Source organism: Psychrobacillus mangrovi (genome assembly GCF_037104765.1).
GTDB lineage: Bacteria > Bacillota > Bacilli > Bacillales_A > Planococcaceae > Psychrobacillus > Psychrobacillus mangrovi.
Window position 1 is genome coordinate 1 of sequence record NZ_JBAWSY010000034.1, and the last position, 17,600, is coordinate 17,600.

Genomic DNA, 17,600 nt, shown 5'->3' on the forward strand with positions numbered 1-17,600 from the left:
TAATCCAGTCCATCTACCTACAATAGTTCAATGAATTAGGCGCTCTCTTTTTTTTAAACGAATGAGCTGCGTCTTATTAAGTATTGCCTTTTTTCCGAAATTACAGAAGTTTATTTTCATGGTAGTTTAAGTGTAATGATTCACAAAACTAATGAATACATACTAAATTTATTCTCCAGAACGGGAACGGAGATTGATTGACTCTGTTGCTTGTGTAGCACCATCATTTCCCAAAGCCTGAATAGTAATGTAGTCGAGGAATATCCTATCACCGAATTCCCATGTAATAGACCATCCATCACTCCCATCTATATCGTAACCAATAAGTGTTCTTTCACCCCAAGTCCCTGTTCCATTTTCGGTTATCCAAAAGAGTATTGTTTCAACATTTTCTACTTCCACAGATAAAGTCATTGTATTAACACCTTCTGGGACAAAATGCCAAACATGTTCCTTTTCTAAATCTGTATCAACCTTTAGAATTTGGGCTTTATCATCTTTACCGTAAGATTGTTCAGTTGAAGGGTCTATAATTTCTTCAGGTTGATTTTCGCTCTGATTAGTTGTAGCGTCTACACTTCCCCCTTGTTGAATATCGTCTACACTATTACATGCAGAAAGAATTAGTGTAATCAATAAAAAAAACATAACTATCGCATTCTTTTGCATAAGTAGCCTCCATTAAATATAAGCCATATATTTTTCTTGTATTAACCTGCCCTCTTAGTTCAAGAAGAAAAAAGGCTTTACTCCTTCTTGAACTAAAGCACCCGTTAGTTCAATAAGAATTTATAATAATGGAAGAATGTCAGACAAATCGATAAATTCTAGTTCAGTTTCTGCTTCTGCTTTCGAACGATAAACGGTAATTTTATCATAGGGTTTCATGTTGTCTTGCCATGTTCCTATATTACTCAGAAAATCTTCTACGTTTTCAGAAATTATAAAGCACTCTAAATCCCTATTGATATAACAAATTGGTGCGTCACTTTCCGAATCACACTGTTGATAAACAATTCCGACAAATCCTCCTTTACTATCTTTTGCCATAATATCTACATGTGGAACCGTAAAAAACTCTAAATGTGGAATATCATCGTCAAAGATAAATTGAATATCATAATCGTTAGCGTATGTTTGATACTCTCCATTTCTATTATGAACCCCCATTGAATTAATGGTTGTTCCTGCTGATATAATCTCAGTATCTTCTAAATTAACACCTATGGCTCCAGAGAATGCTGTTCTATCTAGATAAATTTTCCGCATATAAACCCCCGTTTAATCTTATTTTAAAATAAATACTCATTACTTTTGTTATTTCTTATTCAACTAAACTGCCCCTTTAATTTAATAAGAAAAAAGGCTTTACTCCTTCTTGAAGTAAAGCACCCGTTAGTTTAATAAGATACTCAGAACTGGCGGTAAGAGTAACAGACTAATTGAAGTGAAAATAAGTATTCGAGAAACTAATTTCGGTAGTTTTTCTCTACCTTTTCCTTTATACCATCCGCTAAATTGCAATTTATTTCTATATAGTACAAAAATCAGAATAAGAATAGCGATATAAGTCATCCAACCATATTTGTCTATATCAGTGCCAATTTCTAAATATACTTCTCCAACAAAATAACCCAAAATGCCAATAACAATAGCCATTATGAACAAAATTCGTATTAACTCTAAGAATATAACAACAGGAGTCATCAACACAGTACGAATAGAGTTTTCACCATCACGATTATTTTTCACTAATTCCACCGCCTTTGATTGTTACTTCTCCATGAATGTTAGAAGGTCCTTCTTTCACTAACCTGCTTCGTTAGTTTAATAAGAAGAAAGAGTTGCCTAAATAACCCCATGATCTTGAACCCGTTAGCTTAATAAAAAAATTCACAAGATTATTTAAAATTACTTGGAATTTTAACGAGAACATAATTTTTAGTCCACATTTGAGTGGTGGCAATTAATCTTTTTCCGTCTTTTTCAAAGAACAGACCAGCACCATCTTTTTCTTTAAATTCCCATCCATTTGAACCAATCATTTGTTTTATATTTTCATCAGCAATAGAAATACCTTTGTTCTCACTACTTGTGATATACCAAATAGAATCGCCTTCTACTGCAATTTCAGCTATTTTACTATCCGATTCTTTCAGTATATCAATCGCTTCTTTTGCAGATATATCATCTATCGGAAGAGAAGGATAATGTAATTTATTTATAAATACGATCACTGATATAACGACTATAAATAAACCTAAAATCATTCCAACTTTTTTCAATTAATTACCTCCTTTCTTATAAAATAAATACGATTATCAATTATTATAAGTTCCTAAGCATTCAAACTTACATACCTTTGGATTTGCTTATTCAACTAATCTGCTTCGTTAGTAAAAAAACACACTTCTTATGTCTATAATTCTATTAAGTTGGCAATAATCCCTCTAAGAGTACTATTTTAGGGGGAATGGAATTGTTACTGTCAAAAGCATGGTCTTCGTTTGAAGCGGATAAACGTATAGAGGGCTTTTCGCCGCAAACGTTGAAGGCGTACCAGGTACAATCTTTGCTACTTATTGGTTATTTTAAGGATGTAGAGATAGAATTGCTGGATTCAAATCAACTAAAGGAGTATCTTGCAATATCCGGCAAGCATTTAAAACCTGCCAGTATTGCACATCGTATCCGCTTTTTGAAATCATTTTTTCGTTGGTCTCATGAAGAAGGATACCTGAGTAAGAATCCAACTTCCAAAATAAAAGAACCCAAAGTAGGCAAACGGATACCCAAGTATTTAACCGAACGGGAGATTGAACACCTTCGTGAATCCTGTTATTCCCCAATGGAAAAAGCTATTTTTGAATTCATGTTTTCTACCGGTTGTCGAATTGGAGAAATAGTTGAGCTAGAAAAGAACCATATAAATTGGTCCAATCAATCCGCAATTGTTAGAGGAAAAGGTGATAAGGAAAGAGAAGTTTATTTTAATACACGTTGTGACATATGGCTTAAACGTTATATGGAAAACCGGAATGACCATAATCCCGCGATCTTTGTGACCGTAAGACAGCCACATAAAATGAGTGTTGTCCAAATGCGATACATCATCAAGCGAATTTCCAACCGTGCTGAAATCAATAAAGCGATTCATCCACACCAACTGCGACACAGCTACGCAACTCATTTGTTGAATAATGGAGCTCCTATTGAGGTCATACAAAGTCTCATGGGGCATGAGAAAAGTGAAACCACCAAGATATACGCTCAGTTAAGCGGAAGGTTAAGGAAAGAGTATTATCAGAGGTACTTTTAAATGTAAAAGGAGCAACGTCTTAGAAAGACGTTGCTCTACTTGACTAAAGCACCCGATAGTACAATAAGTTCAACAACAGCATTGATCGAGAATCAACGCTCCTATTTGTTCCATCAATTCTCTCCAAACGTTTTTAGGTTCAAATGGTTCAAAAACAACTTTTACTTCCTTTATTTCTTCTTTTTGCCCGATTTTCAGTCGTTTTTGCGTTAATCCTTCTTATAACAACCCCACCTTAATTTAAAAACCTCACTACTATATATAAATAAAAACCCTATGAAGAAGTCCTTTATTAAAATTTAATACCAACCACCAAAAAAAGACATAACTAAGTTTTTTAAAATTTTTTTGTTTGATTTTAATTACAGTTATGACCTTAACAATCTCGAAAACCTTAAATAATGCTTATTTAACCTCTCCATATCAATATGAGCTATATTCTGAAAGATGATCACTTGCTTTCCATAAAGCTCACACATTTGCTCACATAATTATTTTTTTGAGTTAATTTTATTTAACTGAGTTGATTTTAGTATTACGTAAAGCCATGATTAAACAGGCTTTATCATACTTAATTTACTGAGTTAAACTTGTTTGATTAAGTTACTTAAGCCTTACTTGGGTCAACGTCTTCTTTAATTAAAGTAAAACTTCTTCACATTTTTTCGAAAAGCTTACCCCTTTTTAAACTAAACTGCGTTTTAATGCAACTGCCCAATCATTTTTTTAAAACGTCCAATTGGCTTAATAATCATCAAAGCCTTTATTTTCTTGTTGCTTCTCTTGCCATTCAAGGAAATCTCCAACGTCTTCAGGATTGTTCCAGTCAAAATCATTCGTAGGAGTGTCTGTATTGGCCATGGCCACGCACTCCCCAAAGGTAATTAAGATGGCAATTATGCCAACTGCTATTTTAAAGCTGTCTGATATGGGAAAATGTTTCTTACAATCTGAAAAGTCTTGGGTAGTAAGTTTATGTATCTTACCGGAATCTTACTTATGAGAAATAATTTATTAATGAAAAATATAGTATGTCCTTTCATATACCTGACAGCTCTTTGATATAGCAATTAATAATAATGACGAAAAAAAACGCTGAATATTAACTTCAGCGTTTCATGTATTAACTTATTCAATTTAGGATATTAACCAAAGGAAAATTTCAAAGTTTGCTTTTAGTAACTAACCAATAAGTTAATCATCTGATCCCTGAAGCGCTTGCTTAGCTAAAGGCAACAGTTCATCCAGTTCAGACTTCGTAAATAATTCCTGGTTTTCTGGAACTTTTAAGAGTAGTTCTGGAGATTTTTGTACAAAAGCCTTATTTATTTCTGCCTCTTCCTCCACACCTAAAGGCCATTGTCCTGTTTCTGCGTAAATCATTACTTCATGAGCGTCTTGATCTGATTTAAACGCTTTGTCCATATTTTGTTTAGAAATAGGATAAAAAACTGGCTCATTATATGGTCCTTGCGCCCAAGAAATTTGATATTCTCCATCTTTCTCTATAATTGCAAAGCCATTTCCACGATGTATTTTTTCCATTCTTTCTACCTCCATTGGTTTAATATATATCAGAAACCGTATAATTACTAGATTTTATCTGGTCTATGACTGCTTCTGGAATCCCACCTTGCGTATAACCTCCTGGTTCCCAAAAACCTTGCCAAGCTCCTGTTTCGTTGCCGGATGGTACTCTAATATTTTCAACTTCACTAATCTTTAACATTATAGGTTTTTCTCCTAAATAGCCTTTTTCCAATCCCAATAATTCTTCTAGAACTAGAATGCTTTCAGTTTTTACAATACAGAACTAAATAGAGCGATGGTCCGGAAAATGCAAATAGAAACGGAGTTAAAAAAAGCGATTCAAAACGAGCAGTTATCCCTTTTTTATCAACCTAAAGTGGATTTACATACCGAAAGAATTATTGGGATGGAAGCATTGCTACGTTGGGAGCATCCCGATCTAGGCTCGATTTCGCCAGTAGAATTCATCCCAGTAGCGGAGGAAACGGGTCAAATTGTTTCCATTGGAGAATGGGTGTTACTTCAAGCTTGCCAACAAAATAAGAAATGGCAAGAACAAGGACTACCATCCTTGTGTGTCTCTGTTAATGTATCTGTTTTACAGTTTCAACATGGGCAATTTTTAGAGACCGTTCAAATAGCGATAAAAGAATCACAATTAGATCCCAAATTTTTAGAACTTGAAATTACAGAGAGCATCATGCAAAACTTCAAAGAAAGCAATGAAATTCTGAAGGGTCTAAGACAATTGGGTATTAAAACTTCCGTGGATGATTTTGGAACAGGGTATTCCTCGTTGACTGTTCTACAAAAATTACCGATTGATACGATCAAAATTGATAAATCCTTCGTAGATGAATTGGAAAAAGAAGGACATAACTTTATGGTAAAAACGATCATCGATCTAAGTCACAACCTTGAACTAAACGTAGTGGCTGAAGGAATAGAAACCGATAGACAAATGAAGATATTAAAAGATAATAGTTGCATGATCGGTCAAGGGTACCTTTTCTCTAAACCAGTAGCTGCTGATGAATTGGAAGTACTGTTGCGAGAAGAAGTTAGTAGATAGAAATATATAATAGGAAACCCCATCAGAGAAAATCTCAGATGGGTGTTCTTTTACTTTCTCAGTGTCTGAAAACAAAGCTTAGTACTCTATGCGTACAGCTTTTCTAGATTGAATAAGGGATCACTTATGTTCTCTGCGAAAGAAACAGCGTTGAAATATACGGTATTCACTTTTTTGTTTCTTATACAAGGCCTTCATTAATCTTTTCAATCAAACTTACTGCGCTTCTTTTTCATCAAAAAGAACACCAAAAATTTTAAATAATACAAAAAATACAGTAAAATGTTTGTTACGTTAGACTAAAAAATATGAAAAATTATTGCTGTAATACAGAAAATTTTGGTGAGTAGAAGGTCGAAAATGGAGTGTAGAGGTTTTCATTATTAATCCTGTCTATACCTAATTTCATCCAATGTAAAAAGAACGCAATCCTACTTACAGGATAGCGCTCTTTAAAAATGTTCCTCTATTAAATTCCTAAAACTACTTTTACATGTTGCTTCACTTGCTCAGAAGTTTGCATAGACAATGCTTTCTCCGCAAGTTGTTGCATTTCGGTTTGCGTTAGCTGATTGATTTGTTTTCTTGCTTTTAGCATGGTCGGGGCACTCATTGAAAACTCGTCTAATCCTAAGCCGATGAGTAATGGAATAGCAATTGGATCTCCTGCCATTTCTCCGCACATTCCAGCCCATTTCTTCTCGGCATGAGCAGCATCAATCACCATTTTGACTAATCGTAAAATAGCCGGTTGATATGGCTGATATAGATGGGCAACAGATTCGTTCATTCTGTCTGCTGCCATCGTGTACTGGATTAAGTCATTTGTACCAACACTGAAGAAATCTACTTCTTTTGCAAATTGATCCGCTAACACAGCAGTTGATGGAATTTCTACCATTATACCTATTTCAATATCTTCTGATACAGCTGTACCTTCTTGTATAAGGCGTTCTCTTTCTTCTTGTAGCATCTGTTTTGCTTCTCTGAATTCCTCTAAAGTCGCAATCATCGGGAACATAATTTTAAGATTGCCAAATTCACTTGCGCGCAATAAAGCACGTAGCTGCGTTCTGAAAATCGTCTGTTCTTCTAGGCAAAGGCGAATTGCACGGAAACCAAGGAATGGATTCATTTCTTCCGGAAGATTTAAATAAGGAAGGTGTTTGTCTCCTCCTATATCCAATGTACGAACAACGACAGGCTTATCGCCCATTTCTTCTAGCACTTGTTTATATGCTTGGAATTGTTCTTCTTCTGTCGGCAAAGCATCTCGTTCCATGTACAAGAACTCAGTACGATATAGTCCGACTCCTTCTCCACCGTTTTCCAACACACTCTCTACGTCTTTTGGCGTTCCAATGTTCGCAGCGACTTCCACATGTATGCCATCTTGGGTAACCGTTGGCTTATTTTTAAGCAAGAGAAGCTCTTTCTTCTCGGCTTCTTGTTCCTTTATTTTTGCTACATAGCCCTCGATTACATCAGGAGCAGGATTAATAATGACTTCCCCATTATCTCCGTCCACTATCACTATATCTCCTTGTTTAATAGTAGCTGTCGCATTTTTGGTACCAACAACCGCAGGAATTTCTAAAGAGCGAGCCATAATCGCAGAGTGAGACGTACGTCCACCCATATCCGTTGTAAATCCTTTTGAGAACGCTGTATTTAGCTGAGCTGTGTCTGATGGGGCTAAATCTTTCGAGATGACAATAACTTCTTCATTGATTAACCCGATATTAGGAACTTCCATCCCTAATAATCGTGCAATTACTCGCTTCGTTACATCTTTTATGTCCGCTGCACGTTCGCGCATATATTCGTTATCGAGCTGTTCGAACATAGCGACGTACATATCGGCAGTTTCTTGTAACGCTGCTTCTGCATTAACAGATTCATCTTTTATTTTTCCTTCTACAGTACCGATTAGTTCTGGATCACTTAGTACAAGTAAATGAGCCTCAAAAATAGCAGCGTTTTCGGCACCTAAGTCCACTTCTGCTCGGTCACGGATCTTTTGTAGCTCTAGCTTTGCAGCATTAACTGCCTCATTAAATCTAGTGACCTCTTCTTCTGTATTGGCAACAGAAGCTTTCGTAACTGTTAAATCTGGTTCCGTCATTAAAAATGCTTTACCAATGGCAATACCACCTGATGCAGCAATTCCTTTTATATTTTCTGTCATGACGCAATGATTCCTTCTGACTTAAGATAGCTTTCGATGCCTTCAAAAGCCTCCTGTTCATCTGTTCCTTCCACATAAATCGTAATGGTTGCTCCTTGCCCTACGCCAAGAGACATGACACCAAGGATCGATTTAAGATTTACTTTTTTCTCTTTATACTCCATGGAAATATCAGAAGCATATTTAGTTGCGACTTGAACCAGCCCTGATGCTGGTCTCGCGTGAATGCCTGTTTCTGCTGTAACTGTGTATGTTTGATTTATCATAATAATACGCTCCTTAAACGGTTTTATCTTTCTATAGACAAGTTCTCATACTGTTGGAGAATCATGTCAAAAAGCTCTGTACCTGGATTTATGTTCGTTGTTTTTTCTATTGTAAATTGGATACCTTTTTGTTTAATCATTTCTTGAATTTCATTGGCCTCCGCATCTTCTTTAAAATCATAGTGAAGTGCTGCAGCTATCCCTTTCGTCAAATATTCGGGAATGTCACCGAACATTTCTACATATTGGATCGCCGGACGTACAAGTCGGTCCGTGTTTTGCAGCTTACGCATTGGTGAACGCCCAACTCTCGTCGTGTCATCCGAAATGTATGGATTAGCAAAACGGCCAATAATTTTTTGTACATATGCAGCATGTGCTTGCTCATCAAAAGAATAAGCTGCAGTTAAATATCTGCCTGTCTCCTGTAAAACGCGCTCGATCGTTTCTCTGATTTCCGTATTTTCCAATGCTTCATGCATATTGCGTATACCAGCTAAGTAGCCAAAGTAAGCGACAACAGCATGACCTGTATTGACCGTGAACAATTTACGTTCGATAAATGGTTCCAGGTCCGGTACGAATGTTACTCCTTGAACCTGCGGAGTTGTACCTTTTATCTCGGACTCATCTACTACCCACTCAAAGAAGGGCTCTACTGTTACCGCTAGCTTATCGGCATTTGTTTGATTTGGGACAATTCGATCTACTGCTGCATTTGGAAAGCTAAAGTATGTGTCAAATAGACCTTTTTCTTCATCCGTCAGCTCTGCATAGACCTTTTCTTTTAAAAATGAACTGCCACCAATCATATTCTCACACGCAATGATCGTTAATTCTTTGTTCGCTTGTGTTAAACGCTTTTTTAAGCCTTTAGCGATTAAGCCAGCTATCAGTGGAAGAATATTTGCTCCTACCGCTGCAGTCACAATATCCGCATTTGCTATCTCTTCCACGACAAGTTCTGGATTCTTTATACTATTGATTGCATGCACATTTTCAACGAGCAGCTCTTCTCCCGAAGCATCTGCAAGCTTTACTGTATACTGCTGTTTGTCATTTAACATATCAACGATCTCTTCATTGACGTCGACAAAACAAGTTTTATAACCCGACTGATGAAGCAACAAACCGATAAAGCCTCTTCCTATATTTCCTGCTCCAAAATGAACGGCCTTCATATTAGTTCACTCCTTCAAAAAATGAAAGGATGTCCTTCGCTGTAGTAGCGTTCACAATCTTTTCTACATTTTCTACTTCGGAAACAGTAATAGCGATATTAGATAAAACCTCTAAATGATCGTCCCCTTTACCGGCAATACCGAATATCAGCTTCACGATGTTACCATCTCCAAAATCTACGCCATCCGGCACTTGAATAATCGTGATACCCGTTTCCTTGATTTCTTTCTTGGCATCATCAGTGCCATGTGGAATAGCCACAAAGTTCCCCATGAATGTAGATGTCAGTTCTTCTCTTTCTAACATTTTTTCGATATAGTTCTCTTCTACATATCCTCTATCTACTAAAATTTGACCTGCTAAACGAATGGCTTCTTCCTTTGTTGCTAATTGTTGATTCAGTAAAATATTTTCTTCTGTTAAAATTGATAATGCCATTGTAAAACGCCTCCATTATTTTATATTTTCTCTGATGAATTGTTCGAATTCTGTTGCTAAAAATGAATGGACCTGAGATTGATTACCTGTTTCAAATAATAGTGTACTTTGTTCATCTTGAATGATTAACGTACTGATGAAACTTAATACTTCTAAGCCCGCTTTTCCAAAGGTCTCAGGAGAAAGCAACATTAGTATTGTGTCCACCTTTACATCATTACCATCCATTCCTTTTATCCAAATTGCGGATTCCATTTTGTGAACGGTGAACGATGGTTTATGAACATATTCGCTGCGCGTATGGTATAGAGCGAGTTTAGTACCGGGAATACCAACGCCCCCACTCTTTTCCCTTTCTAACAAAGCGTTTGCAACCATCTCTTTTGCTAGAATGACTTCCCTATCCTCAAGCAATGCACAAGCTTCTTGTAAATAGTGCTCCACTGTCTCCTGCTGCCTTAATTCTGAAAGCTGGAAATTGGTTAAAATAGACAGAATGACATCTGAGTACTCATGAAGCTTTTCTATTTTCTCCGTCAAAGCATCTACCGTTACCGGACTTTCCTTTACAATCGGGGGAGTTTTTTGTATAAGCATTTTCCTTCTTGCATACAGTTGGACTTGGTTAATCTCTTCTGACGTTAAAAATGGATTTACCATAATATATTCCCTATAAAAATCCTGCAAGTAAATGGTAGAGATGATCAAATCTCGATCGGTGATTGTCGGTGCCAGCTCATTTAACTCAAATACGGAAATATTGGATACCACGGAAATCTCCGGGATTTCTCGCAATAGTCTAGACGCCAAGAGCTTAGAAGTTCCTATTCCACTTGAACATATGACGTAAGCCTTTAAATCACCTTTTCTTAATACTTCGATTAAAACGGCCCCAAAATGCATGACCAAATAGCCAATTTCATCTTTTGGAACTGGTAGGTTCGGAAAAACTTTTTTCACCGCTATCTCCACTTGAGCAAACAAATCACTATAATTTGATTGAATTTCTTCTAGTAAAGGGTTTACAATCCCCATATTTTGCTCTATACGGTGGATAGCAGGTTTTAAATGGGTGACTAATCCTTCCAAAAGGGATTTATTACTAGATAAGTGGAAGCCCGTTTGCTCTTCCATCTCCTCTATTAACTTCTTTGCTTGCCTATACAGTTCAATATTAGTAGCAGCATCTAGCCCTCCGTCTTGTTGACGCAATTTAGAGCCTTGAAGATGCATCATTATATACCCGACTTCTGCTTCTGGAATGTCCACTTGAAAACAATCCATCAGTCTATTAATAATATTTTTAGCGATTGGGTATTCTGGTTCCAGTGCTATTTGTTTTAAATAAGCACTATCAATGGTAATATTTTCGCCCTGCAATATCCGTTCAATAGCTAAGGCAAGATGAACAATCAACCCTACATATGCACTATCTGTCATAGACAACGCAAAGTCTGGGTATAGTTCTTTCACCACTTCTTCAATCTTCCCTAATTTTTCACGATCGACCAGCTGTAGGAGTCTTTCCGAAATGGGGTCCTCATACCTACTTGAGTTTTGATGAATCTGTTCTTTTATTAAAGAAAATAATCCTTCTTCCTTTAAGGTTTTGGATAAAGCGTAACTAATTGCTCGACGTTTTGCGTTTTCTGTTCCTGATAGCTCTACACCGTACCCTCTTTTTTTCAAAATAGAAAGCTGAGCTGGACGTAACTGCTCCTCTAGCTTCATCAGATCAGCACTAACCGTTGAAATAGAAACGCCCAAATCTTTCGAGAGAGAATAGAGCTTGACTGGTTCCGTTGCTTCATACAACATACATAAGATTAAGGTTAACCTTTCCTCCAACGTATATTCCCGCTGCGTGAACTTTTTAAGCTGCTGAGCTAATTCTTGCTTTCTTCGTTGTTCCCCAATAATTTGAACGCCAACACCCGATTTCCTAACCAATTCAAGCTCATAGGAATCTAAAACGCTTTGAATATTGTTTAAATCACGTTGGATTGTTCGTGAGCTAACATCAATCTTTTTCGATAATGCTTTAATCGTTATTTCTTCTTGTTCCCCGATCAATGCTTCCATAATCATTTTTTCTCTGCTCGAAATAAACGTAGTCCTCACCCCATTTCTTACAATCCAAATTATTGGCAAAACCCAGCCTATAAAATAGGCCGAGTTTCGGATGTTGTGCTTATTTTTTTAGTTGTTCGATTAGTTCATCATATTTTGGGCTATTTAAGAAGTTCTCAACAGAAATATGATGTGCATTTGGCGCTTGATCTTTCGCACGACTTGTCAAATCTTTATGCGTGATGACTACTTCTGCATCTGCTGGAAGATTGCTAACTGCCGTATTCGTGACAGACACGTCTAGCCCTTCTTTCTTAATTTTATTTTTTAAGATGGATGCTCCCATAGCACTCGAACCCATACCTGCATCACAAGCAAAAATAATATGCTTTGTATCGGCAAGAGAAATTGCTTTAGATGTAGTAGGCTGAATAAGCTCTGCTGCTCTGCTCTCTTTTCCTTTTAGGGTAGAAGTTTTTTCCGTTGCTTTTTGTAAATCGCCTTCCTCTACATCTTTAGATGTTCTTAGGATAAGCGCAGCAATTAAGAAAGAAACTGCAGTAGCAACAATTACTCCTAATAATACGCCAACATGGTTTCCTTTTGGCGTTAATGCCAGGATAGAGAAAATACTTCCTGGAGATGGTGCCGCAACAAGACCAGCATTGAAGATTTGTAATGTGAAGATACCTGATGCTCCACCAGCGATCGCCGCTAAAAGTAACTGTGGCTTCATCAAAATATAAGGGAAATAAATTTCATGAATCCCACCTAAGAAGTGAATGATTGCTGCCCCAGGTGCGGTTTGTTTTGCTGTCCCTTTTCCAAAGAACATAAATGCAAGTAGTATTCCAAGACCAGGTCCAGGGTTTGCCTCTAATAAGAACAGAATCGACTTACCTGCTTCAGAAGCCTGCTCAATTCCAAGTGGCCCTAGAATTCCGTGGTTAATTGCATTATTTAAGAATAAAACTTTCGCAGGTTCTATGAAAATACTCGCAAGTGGTAATAGACCAGCATCGAAAATGAATTGCACACCAGCTGCAAGGAAATCAGTTAATGCGTTAACAGCTGGACCGATTAGCTTATAAGCAACGAGTGTTAGCAAACCACCGATAATACCAGCGGAAAAGTTGTTGACAAGCATTTCAAATCCTGCTTTAACTTTTCCTTCAATTAGCTTATCAAATTGTTTGATCGCCCATCCACCTAAAGGACCTACAATCATCGCTCCAAGGAACATCGGAATATCTGCTCCAACGATTACCCCCATCGTTACAGTAGCTCCGACTACCCCTCCTCGAAGCCCGTGAACAAGTCTACCACCAGTAAAACCGATTAATATAGGTAGTAGATAATTGATCATTGGACCAACTAACTCAGCAAAATCTACATTCGGCAACCAGCCAGTTTCAATAAATAAAGCAGTAATTAGTCCCCATGCGATAAACGCACCAATATTCGGCATAATCATGCCACTTAAAAAACTACCAAAACGCTGTACTCTTACTTTGAACCCTGAACGCTCTTGTTGTTCTGTACTCATTTTTGAACCTCCCCTTTTTGGATGTTTTAAAAACTTTTCTTGTTAATTAAAATATTAAAGCGTTTACATTTTATATTCAACAAAATGTAAACGCTATCATGTCGTCATTAACTACGACAAAATCGTACTTGTTCAGTTGTCATTATTTGAGGATACTTTTCTTTTAACTAGTGCGCACGGAAATAATCTTCAATTGCTCCCCAAATTCTAAGACAATAATCACTTTTCAGGTGGAAACCAATTTCTAGCTCTATACAAACAACCACCTTGTTTACAGTATAAACTTTGCATAGAGCTAATCTTTAAACTTCTCATAATTCTCGTCATAGTGTACCTCCTCCCATTACGTAATATAACCACAGTTAATTTAACAATCCCGCCCGGTTGCAAAAGATCATACTAACCCTTTGTAATTATAAAATTGTAGCCTCATCAAAAGGTATTTCTTTACCATTCACTAGAACATTGATAGTATCGTGCTTTGAATCTGTCGTTAAATAATATACATTTCGCTTTATATCTTTATCTTGTGGGTTAAGTTCATTAAATATTATATTTACTATATTATCTTGCGGATCTAAGTCTGCTTCTATTTCTCCATTGGAATGAAAAATAATATAAGAACCTTTTGTACCGTCATTAATTGATTGGAGTTTTAAATTGGAATCAATATGCTCTTCAATTTTTCGAGGTACATTTTCAATTTCACTAAAACTTAATTTTGATGAATTACAGGCTGATAAAATTAACATCAACATAGCAAAAAGTACTGAAACAAACATTTTTTTCAATTTCTTCACCTCCTCCATCCACTCTACAACTAACCTGCACCGTTAGTTCAATAAGAAAAAAGAGTTGCCTAAACAATCCATGTTCTTTATCTAAAGCACCCGTAAGTTCAATAAGAATTCCTCATAGTTTCAACACTATTGTTATTTCTTTTATTGCGGAGCTTTTTTCGACACTATAAAAGGTTGAGTCCTTAAAACTTCTTTTCCATTTTCTGAGACAATAACTCGCACTTCTTTACCGTTTATTATTCTTAATGGGTTCTTCATTGAAACAAATAGTTCTCCTTGCTCATTAGGCTGAAATAAAGTTTCCCCAACCATAGATCCAAATCGTATATCTACATTTTCTTTAGGTCCAAATACAACTCCTTCGTTATTTTCTCCTCCAAGTGAAATTTCATAGTTTGCAGTTGATTTTAATCCTTTTGCTAATACAATTATATCTATAATTCCATCATCAATCGAACTGTCATCGATTATTGCCTCAAATGCAATAGTTACTCTACCGACTCCATTTTCAAAAGGTATATCTTCTGCCATATAAGCTCCGACTTCTATAACACTTGATTCATTTGAGCACCCGCATAAAAGTCCAAAACATAACAAAATGATAATAATACTACGCATTAGTATCCCCCTTGCATTGAGTTACAATTACACTTTCTCGTTATTGAATTCGTAACGTCTATATTTGGCCATAGTTATAATTCCAAGAATAGGTCCAATCGCTAATATTGTAAAGACCCACTCCCAACCAACGATTCTCTGAATAATAGGGATTAGATTTATAGAAAAAATAGTAATCAGGAAACCAATACACATCTGAAAAGTAAGGGCTGTACCAACATACTCATCTTCGGCTTTTTCTGAAACTGCTGCAGAAAATTGGGCGGAATCAGATATGACGGACACCCCCCAAATAATGGAGATTATTAGAGTTAACCAAATAAATTGTCCAAATGTAAAACCTATTATTATCGAACAAATAGCACTGATAAACATTGAAATAATTGTTAAATTGGCTCTTCCGATTTTATCTGAGATTAGTCCACCGACCACACATCCAATCCCTCCAGCAATTCCTATTGAAATAAAAGATGATAATGCAATGAACCAATGAGGAATTTCTGGTGAATAGGTTGAAAAACTAGCAGTCAAAAATGCGGGAAGCCATGTCCACATCGCATACAATTCCCACATATGACCGAAGTAACCATAGTTTGCAAGCATTACTGGTTTATTCATAACTACTTTTTTTATTACTTTTAAAGAGAAAGGCAATCTTTTTGATTTTACTGGGGCATCTTCTAAAATAAATGAGACAATGAAAGCTGATAATAAAGCCAATACTGAACTACAAATGATCACGAATTTCCAACTTAATGAAGAAAAGAACATAACAATAAAATGGGGCAATGATGATCCTAATGTTAATGCCGCAATTAAGATTCCTATCGCCAACCCCCGTTTTCTAGGAAACCATTCTGATAAAATTTTTACAGCGATTGGGTATACACCAGCGAGGGTTATTCCAGTTAATATCCTTAGTAGAATAACGAAAAAGCCAGAATCTACTAGAATTAGTAAGGCATTCAATATTGCACCTATAATTGCTGAAATGGCCAAAACCTTTCGGGGATTAAAACGGTCAGCAACCCCAAAATATGAACTAAATAATGCTCCTATCACAAACCCAATAGGAACAGAAGCAGAAAGCCAAGCTTCCGAATTAGGGCCAAGATTCCAAATTTCAATTAGTTCGGGCGCAATTACTGAAGCACTATACCATAAGCTTAAAGCACATAATTCTGATAATCCAATCCATACCAATGCTCTCCAAGAACCTTGAATCATAATATCCCCCCAAGTTAATTAGAAAAACGGACTCCAACAGGCAACTTCCCGCCATCCTCCTTACCCCTATAGTACCATCATTTTACAATTCCTTTCATTAATATTTGAATATTCCGTGTAATAAAAACAAGGTTTTTAACTAATCTGCAACGTTAGTTCAATAAGAAAAAGCTCCCTTACAGGTAGCCACTTGTTTGAAGAAAGATAATCACTATTTAGTTTTTTAATCTTTTTTCTTAACAGGTGTTATTATGGTGCTGGCTAAGATGAAGAGCATACCTAATTCTAAGATCGTAGTTGAATAAAACTTCTGTAATTATTCTTTATTTAAAAAATTGGCTTATCGAACTTCGATAAGCCAATTCTATACATATTGTATTATTTTGATAATGCGATTTTTATATGGGCTAAGTGGTGCTCTTCGTGCCAAGCTAATTTTGCAACTTTTGTTGCAACTGTTATTTTACCGTTTTTCTGGTGAGTAAAAGCTCGATCTAATTGCTCTTCAGTTAAACTATATCCTAATGATACGATGCGCTCATTTATACCTTCTAGCATTTTAATAGAACTTTCTATAGGAAGCTTTGTATCCGGTTGAATAGCCCACTTTTCTTGATCAAAAGCTGGTACTGTTGGATTCTCATCTGTTAAAGCGAGCTTCAAGCGTTGATACATATTCAGCTGAGAATCTGCAATGTGATGAACAAGTTGACGTACTGTCCAGCTACCATCACGATATGTTCTGCTTAATTCCTCATCACTTAAAGAGTCAACAGTTTCTCTTAATCGAATCGTGTAAGTTTCGATTTCCTTTAGCCATTCTTCAATATTTTCTAATGTTACTTTTTTAGGAACTTGTAATTTCCCAAGTGGATATCTTAAATCCATTTTTAAATCCCCTTCCCTTGTCGTTATTTTTTACTTATTCATTATTATATAAATTATTTCATTATCCTCATGATATTTTAACATAAATATCTAATTCCCTTATTAAGAGTTATTCAAGAAACTGGCCCGATTGTTGAACACAAGTTAAACAACAATCTTCAACTAACCTGCTGCTTTAGTTTAAGTGTAACATTTCACAATGGATTTCTGAGATTTACTTGATGTTTTTGATAAAAAAAATAGACCATCGAAATGGGTGCTGCGCCCCAAAAGTTAGAGTAATAAATCTAACCTTTGGGGTGTTTTTATATGGCGAAATATAGCCAAGGTTTTAAATTAAAGATTGTTCAAGAGTATTTAAAAGGACACCTGGGATACTTATTATTAGCACAAAAACATGGTATTCCATCTTCAACGCCAATCAAACATTGGGTTAGGGCTTATAAAGCTTTTGGA

The 17,600-nt window shown here is 36.2% G+C and carries 19 protein-coding genes; 3 read left to right on the forward strand and 16 right to left on the reverse strand.

Annotation, left to right across the window (positions count from 1 at the left end; all coding sequences use genetic code 11):
• Positions 1-168: 168 nt before the first annotated feature.
• From WAX74_RS20395 to WAX74_RS20410, 4 genes are all read right to left on the reverse strand, one after another.
• A complete protein-coding gene (locus WAX74_RS20395; RefSeq protein WP_336499488.1) occupies positions 169-669 on the reverse strand; it encodes a hypothetical protein in 501 nt (166 codons plus the stop codon).
• Between the two features lie 120 nt (positions 670-789).
• On the reverse strand, positions 790-1,269 hold the full coding sequence (locus WAX74_RS20400; protein WP_336499489.1) for a hypothetical protein: 480 nt from the start codon (positions 1,267-1,269) through the stop codon (positions 790-792).
• A 126-nt stretch (positions 1,270-1,395) separates the two neighbouring features.
• Positions 1,396-1,752 carry a hypothetical protein gene (locus tag WAX74_RS20405; protein WP_336499490.1) on the reverse strand — a complete coding sequence of 119 codons (357 nt, stop codon included), beginning with the start codon at positions 1,750-1,752 and terminating at the stop codon, positions 1,396-1,398.
• 149 nt (positions 1,753-1,901) lie between these two features.
• Positions 1,902-2,285, reverse strand: coding sequence for a hypothetical protein (locus WAX74_RS20410; RefSeq protein ID WP_336499491.1), 384 nt, complete (start codon positions 2,283-2,285; stop codon positions 1,902-1,904).
• Between the two features lie 194 nt (positions 2,286-2,479).
• On the opposite strand from WAX74_RS20410, the gene xerA reads away from it, so the two are divergent.
• Positions 2,480-3,319 carry a site-specific tyrosine recombinase/integron integrase gene (gene xerA / locus WAX74_RS20415; RefSeq protein ID WP_336499492.1) on the forward strand — a complete coding sequence of 280 codons (840 nt, stop codon included), beginning with the start codon at positions 2,480-2,482 and terminating at the stop codon, positions 3,317-3,319.
• A gap of 1,194 nt (positions 3,320-4,513) precedes the next feature.
• Here xerA and WAX74_RS20420 read toward each other — a convergent pair.
• Both WAX74_RS20420 and WAX74_RS20425 read right to left on the reverse strand, forming a co-directional pair.
• A complete protein-coding gene (locus tag WAX74_RS20420) occupies positions 4,514-4,864 on the reverse strand; it encodes a hypothetical protein (protein WP_336499493.1) in 351 nt (116 codons plus the stop codon).
• A gap of 19 nt (positions 4,865-4,883) precedes the next feature.
• On the reverse strand, positions 4,884-5,048 hold the full coding sequence (locus tag WAX74_RS20425) for a hypothetical protein (protein WP_336499494.1): 165 nt from the start codon (positions 5,046-5,048) through the stop codon (positions 4,884-4,886).
• Positions 5,049-5,156: 108 nt separating this feature from the next.
• On the opposite strand from WAX74_RS20425, the gene WAX74_RS20430 reads away from it, so the two are divergent.
• Positions 5,157-5,921: a putative bifunctional diguanylate cyclase/phosphodiesterase gene (locus tag WAX74_RS20430; protein ID WP_336499495.1), complete on the forward strand. Its 765-nt coding sequence runs from the start codon at positions 5,157-5,159 to the stop codon at positions 5,919-5,921.
• Between the two features lie 469 nt (positions 5,922-6,390).
• Here WAX74_RS20430 and ptsP read toward each other — a convergent pair whose 3' ends face one another.
• The 10 genes from ptsP to WAX74_RS20480 form a co-directional block, all read right to left on the reverse strand.
• Positions 6,391-8,109, reverse strand: coding sequence for a phosphoenolpyruvate--protein phosphotransferase (gene ptsP, locus WAX74_RS20435; RefSeq protein ID WP_336499496.1), 1,719 nt, complete (start codon positions 8,107-8,109; stop codon positions 6,391-6,393).
• Positions 8,106-8,375, reverse strand: a complete 270-nt coding sequence (locus WAX74_RS20440; protein ID WP_336499497.1) for a phosphocarrier protein HPr — start codon at positions 8,373-8,375, stop codon at positions 8,106-8,108. Before WAX74_RS20440 ends, ptsP begins: the two co-directional genes overlap by 4 nt.
• 23 nt (positions 8,376-8,398) lie before the next feature.
• Positions 8,399-9,556 carry a mannitol-1-phosphate 5-dehydrogenase gene (locus WAX74_RS20445; RefSeq protein ID WP_336499498.1) on the reverse strand — a complete coding sequence of 386 codons (1,158 nt, stop codon included), beginning with the start codon at positions 9,554-9,556 and terminating at the stop codon, positions 8,399-8,401.
• A 1-nt stretch (position 9,557) separates the two neighbouring features.
• Positions 9,558-9,995, reverse strand: a complete 438-nt coding sequence (locus tag WAX74_RS20450; protein ID WP_336499499.1) for a PTS sugar transporter subunit IIA — start codon at positions 9,993-9,995, stop codon at positions 9,558-9,560.
• A gap of 15 nt (positions 9,996-10,010) precedes the next feature.
• Complete coding sequence (locus WAX74_RS20455) at positions 10,011-12,083, reverse strand: BglG family transcription antiterminator (RefSeq protein WP_336499500.1); 2,073 nt, start codon at positions 12,081-12,083, stop codon at positions 10,011-10,013.
• 103 nt (positions 12,084-12,186) lie between these two features.
• Positions 12,187-13,611, reverse strand: a complete 1,425-nt coding sequence (locus tag WAX74_RS20460) for a PTS mannitol transporter subunit IICB (RefSeq protein WP_336499501.1) — start codon at positions 13,609-13,611, stop codon at positions 12,187-12,189.
• A gap of 413 nt (positions 13,612-14,024) precedes the next feature.
• Positions 14,025-14,402, reverse strand: a complete 378-nt coding sequence (locus tag WAX74_RS20465) for a peptidylprolyl isomerase (protein ID WP_336499502.1) — start codon at positions 14,400-14,402, stop codon at positions 14,025-14,027.
• 150 nt (positions 14,403-14,552) lie between these two features.
• Entirely contained in the window at positions 14,553-15,029 is a 477-nt protein-coding gene (locus WAX74_RS20470; RefSeq protein ID WP_336499503.1) for a hypothetical protein, read from the reverse strand.
• Positions 15,030-15,056: 27 nt separating this feature from the next.
• On the reverse strand, positions 15,057-16,256 hold the full coding sequence (locus WAX74_RS20475; protein WP_336499504.1) for an MFS transporter: 1,200 nt from the start codon (positions 16,254-16,256) through the stop codon (positions 15,057-15,059).
• A gap of 378 nt (positions 16,257-16,634) precedes the next feature.
• Positions 16,635-17,144, reverse strand: a complete 510-nt coding sequence (locus WAX74_RS20480; protein WP_336499505.1) for a YfiT family bacillithiol transferase — start codon at positions 17,142-17,144, stop codon at positions 16,635-16,637.
• Between the two features lie 309 nt (positions 17,145-17,453).
• On the opposite strand from WAX74_RS20480, the gene WAX74_RS21090 reads away from it, so the two are divergent.
• On the forward strand, positions 17,454-17,600 hold a 147-nt coding region (locus WAX74_RS21090; protein ID WP_413788989.1), incomplete at its 3' end, for a transposase.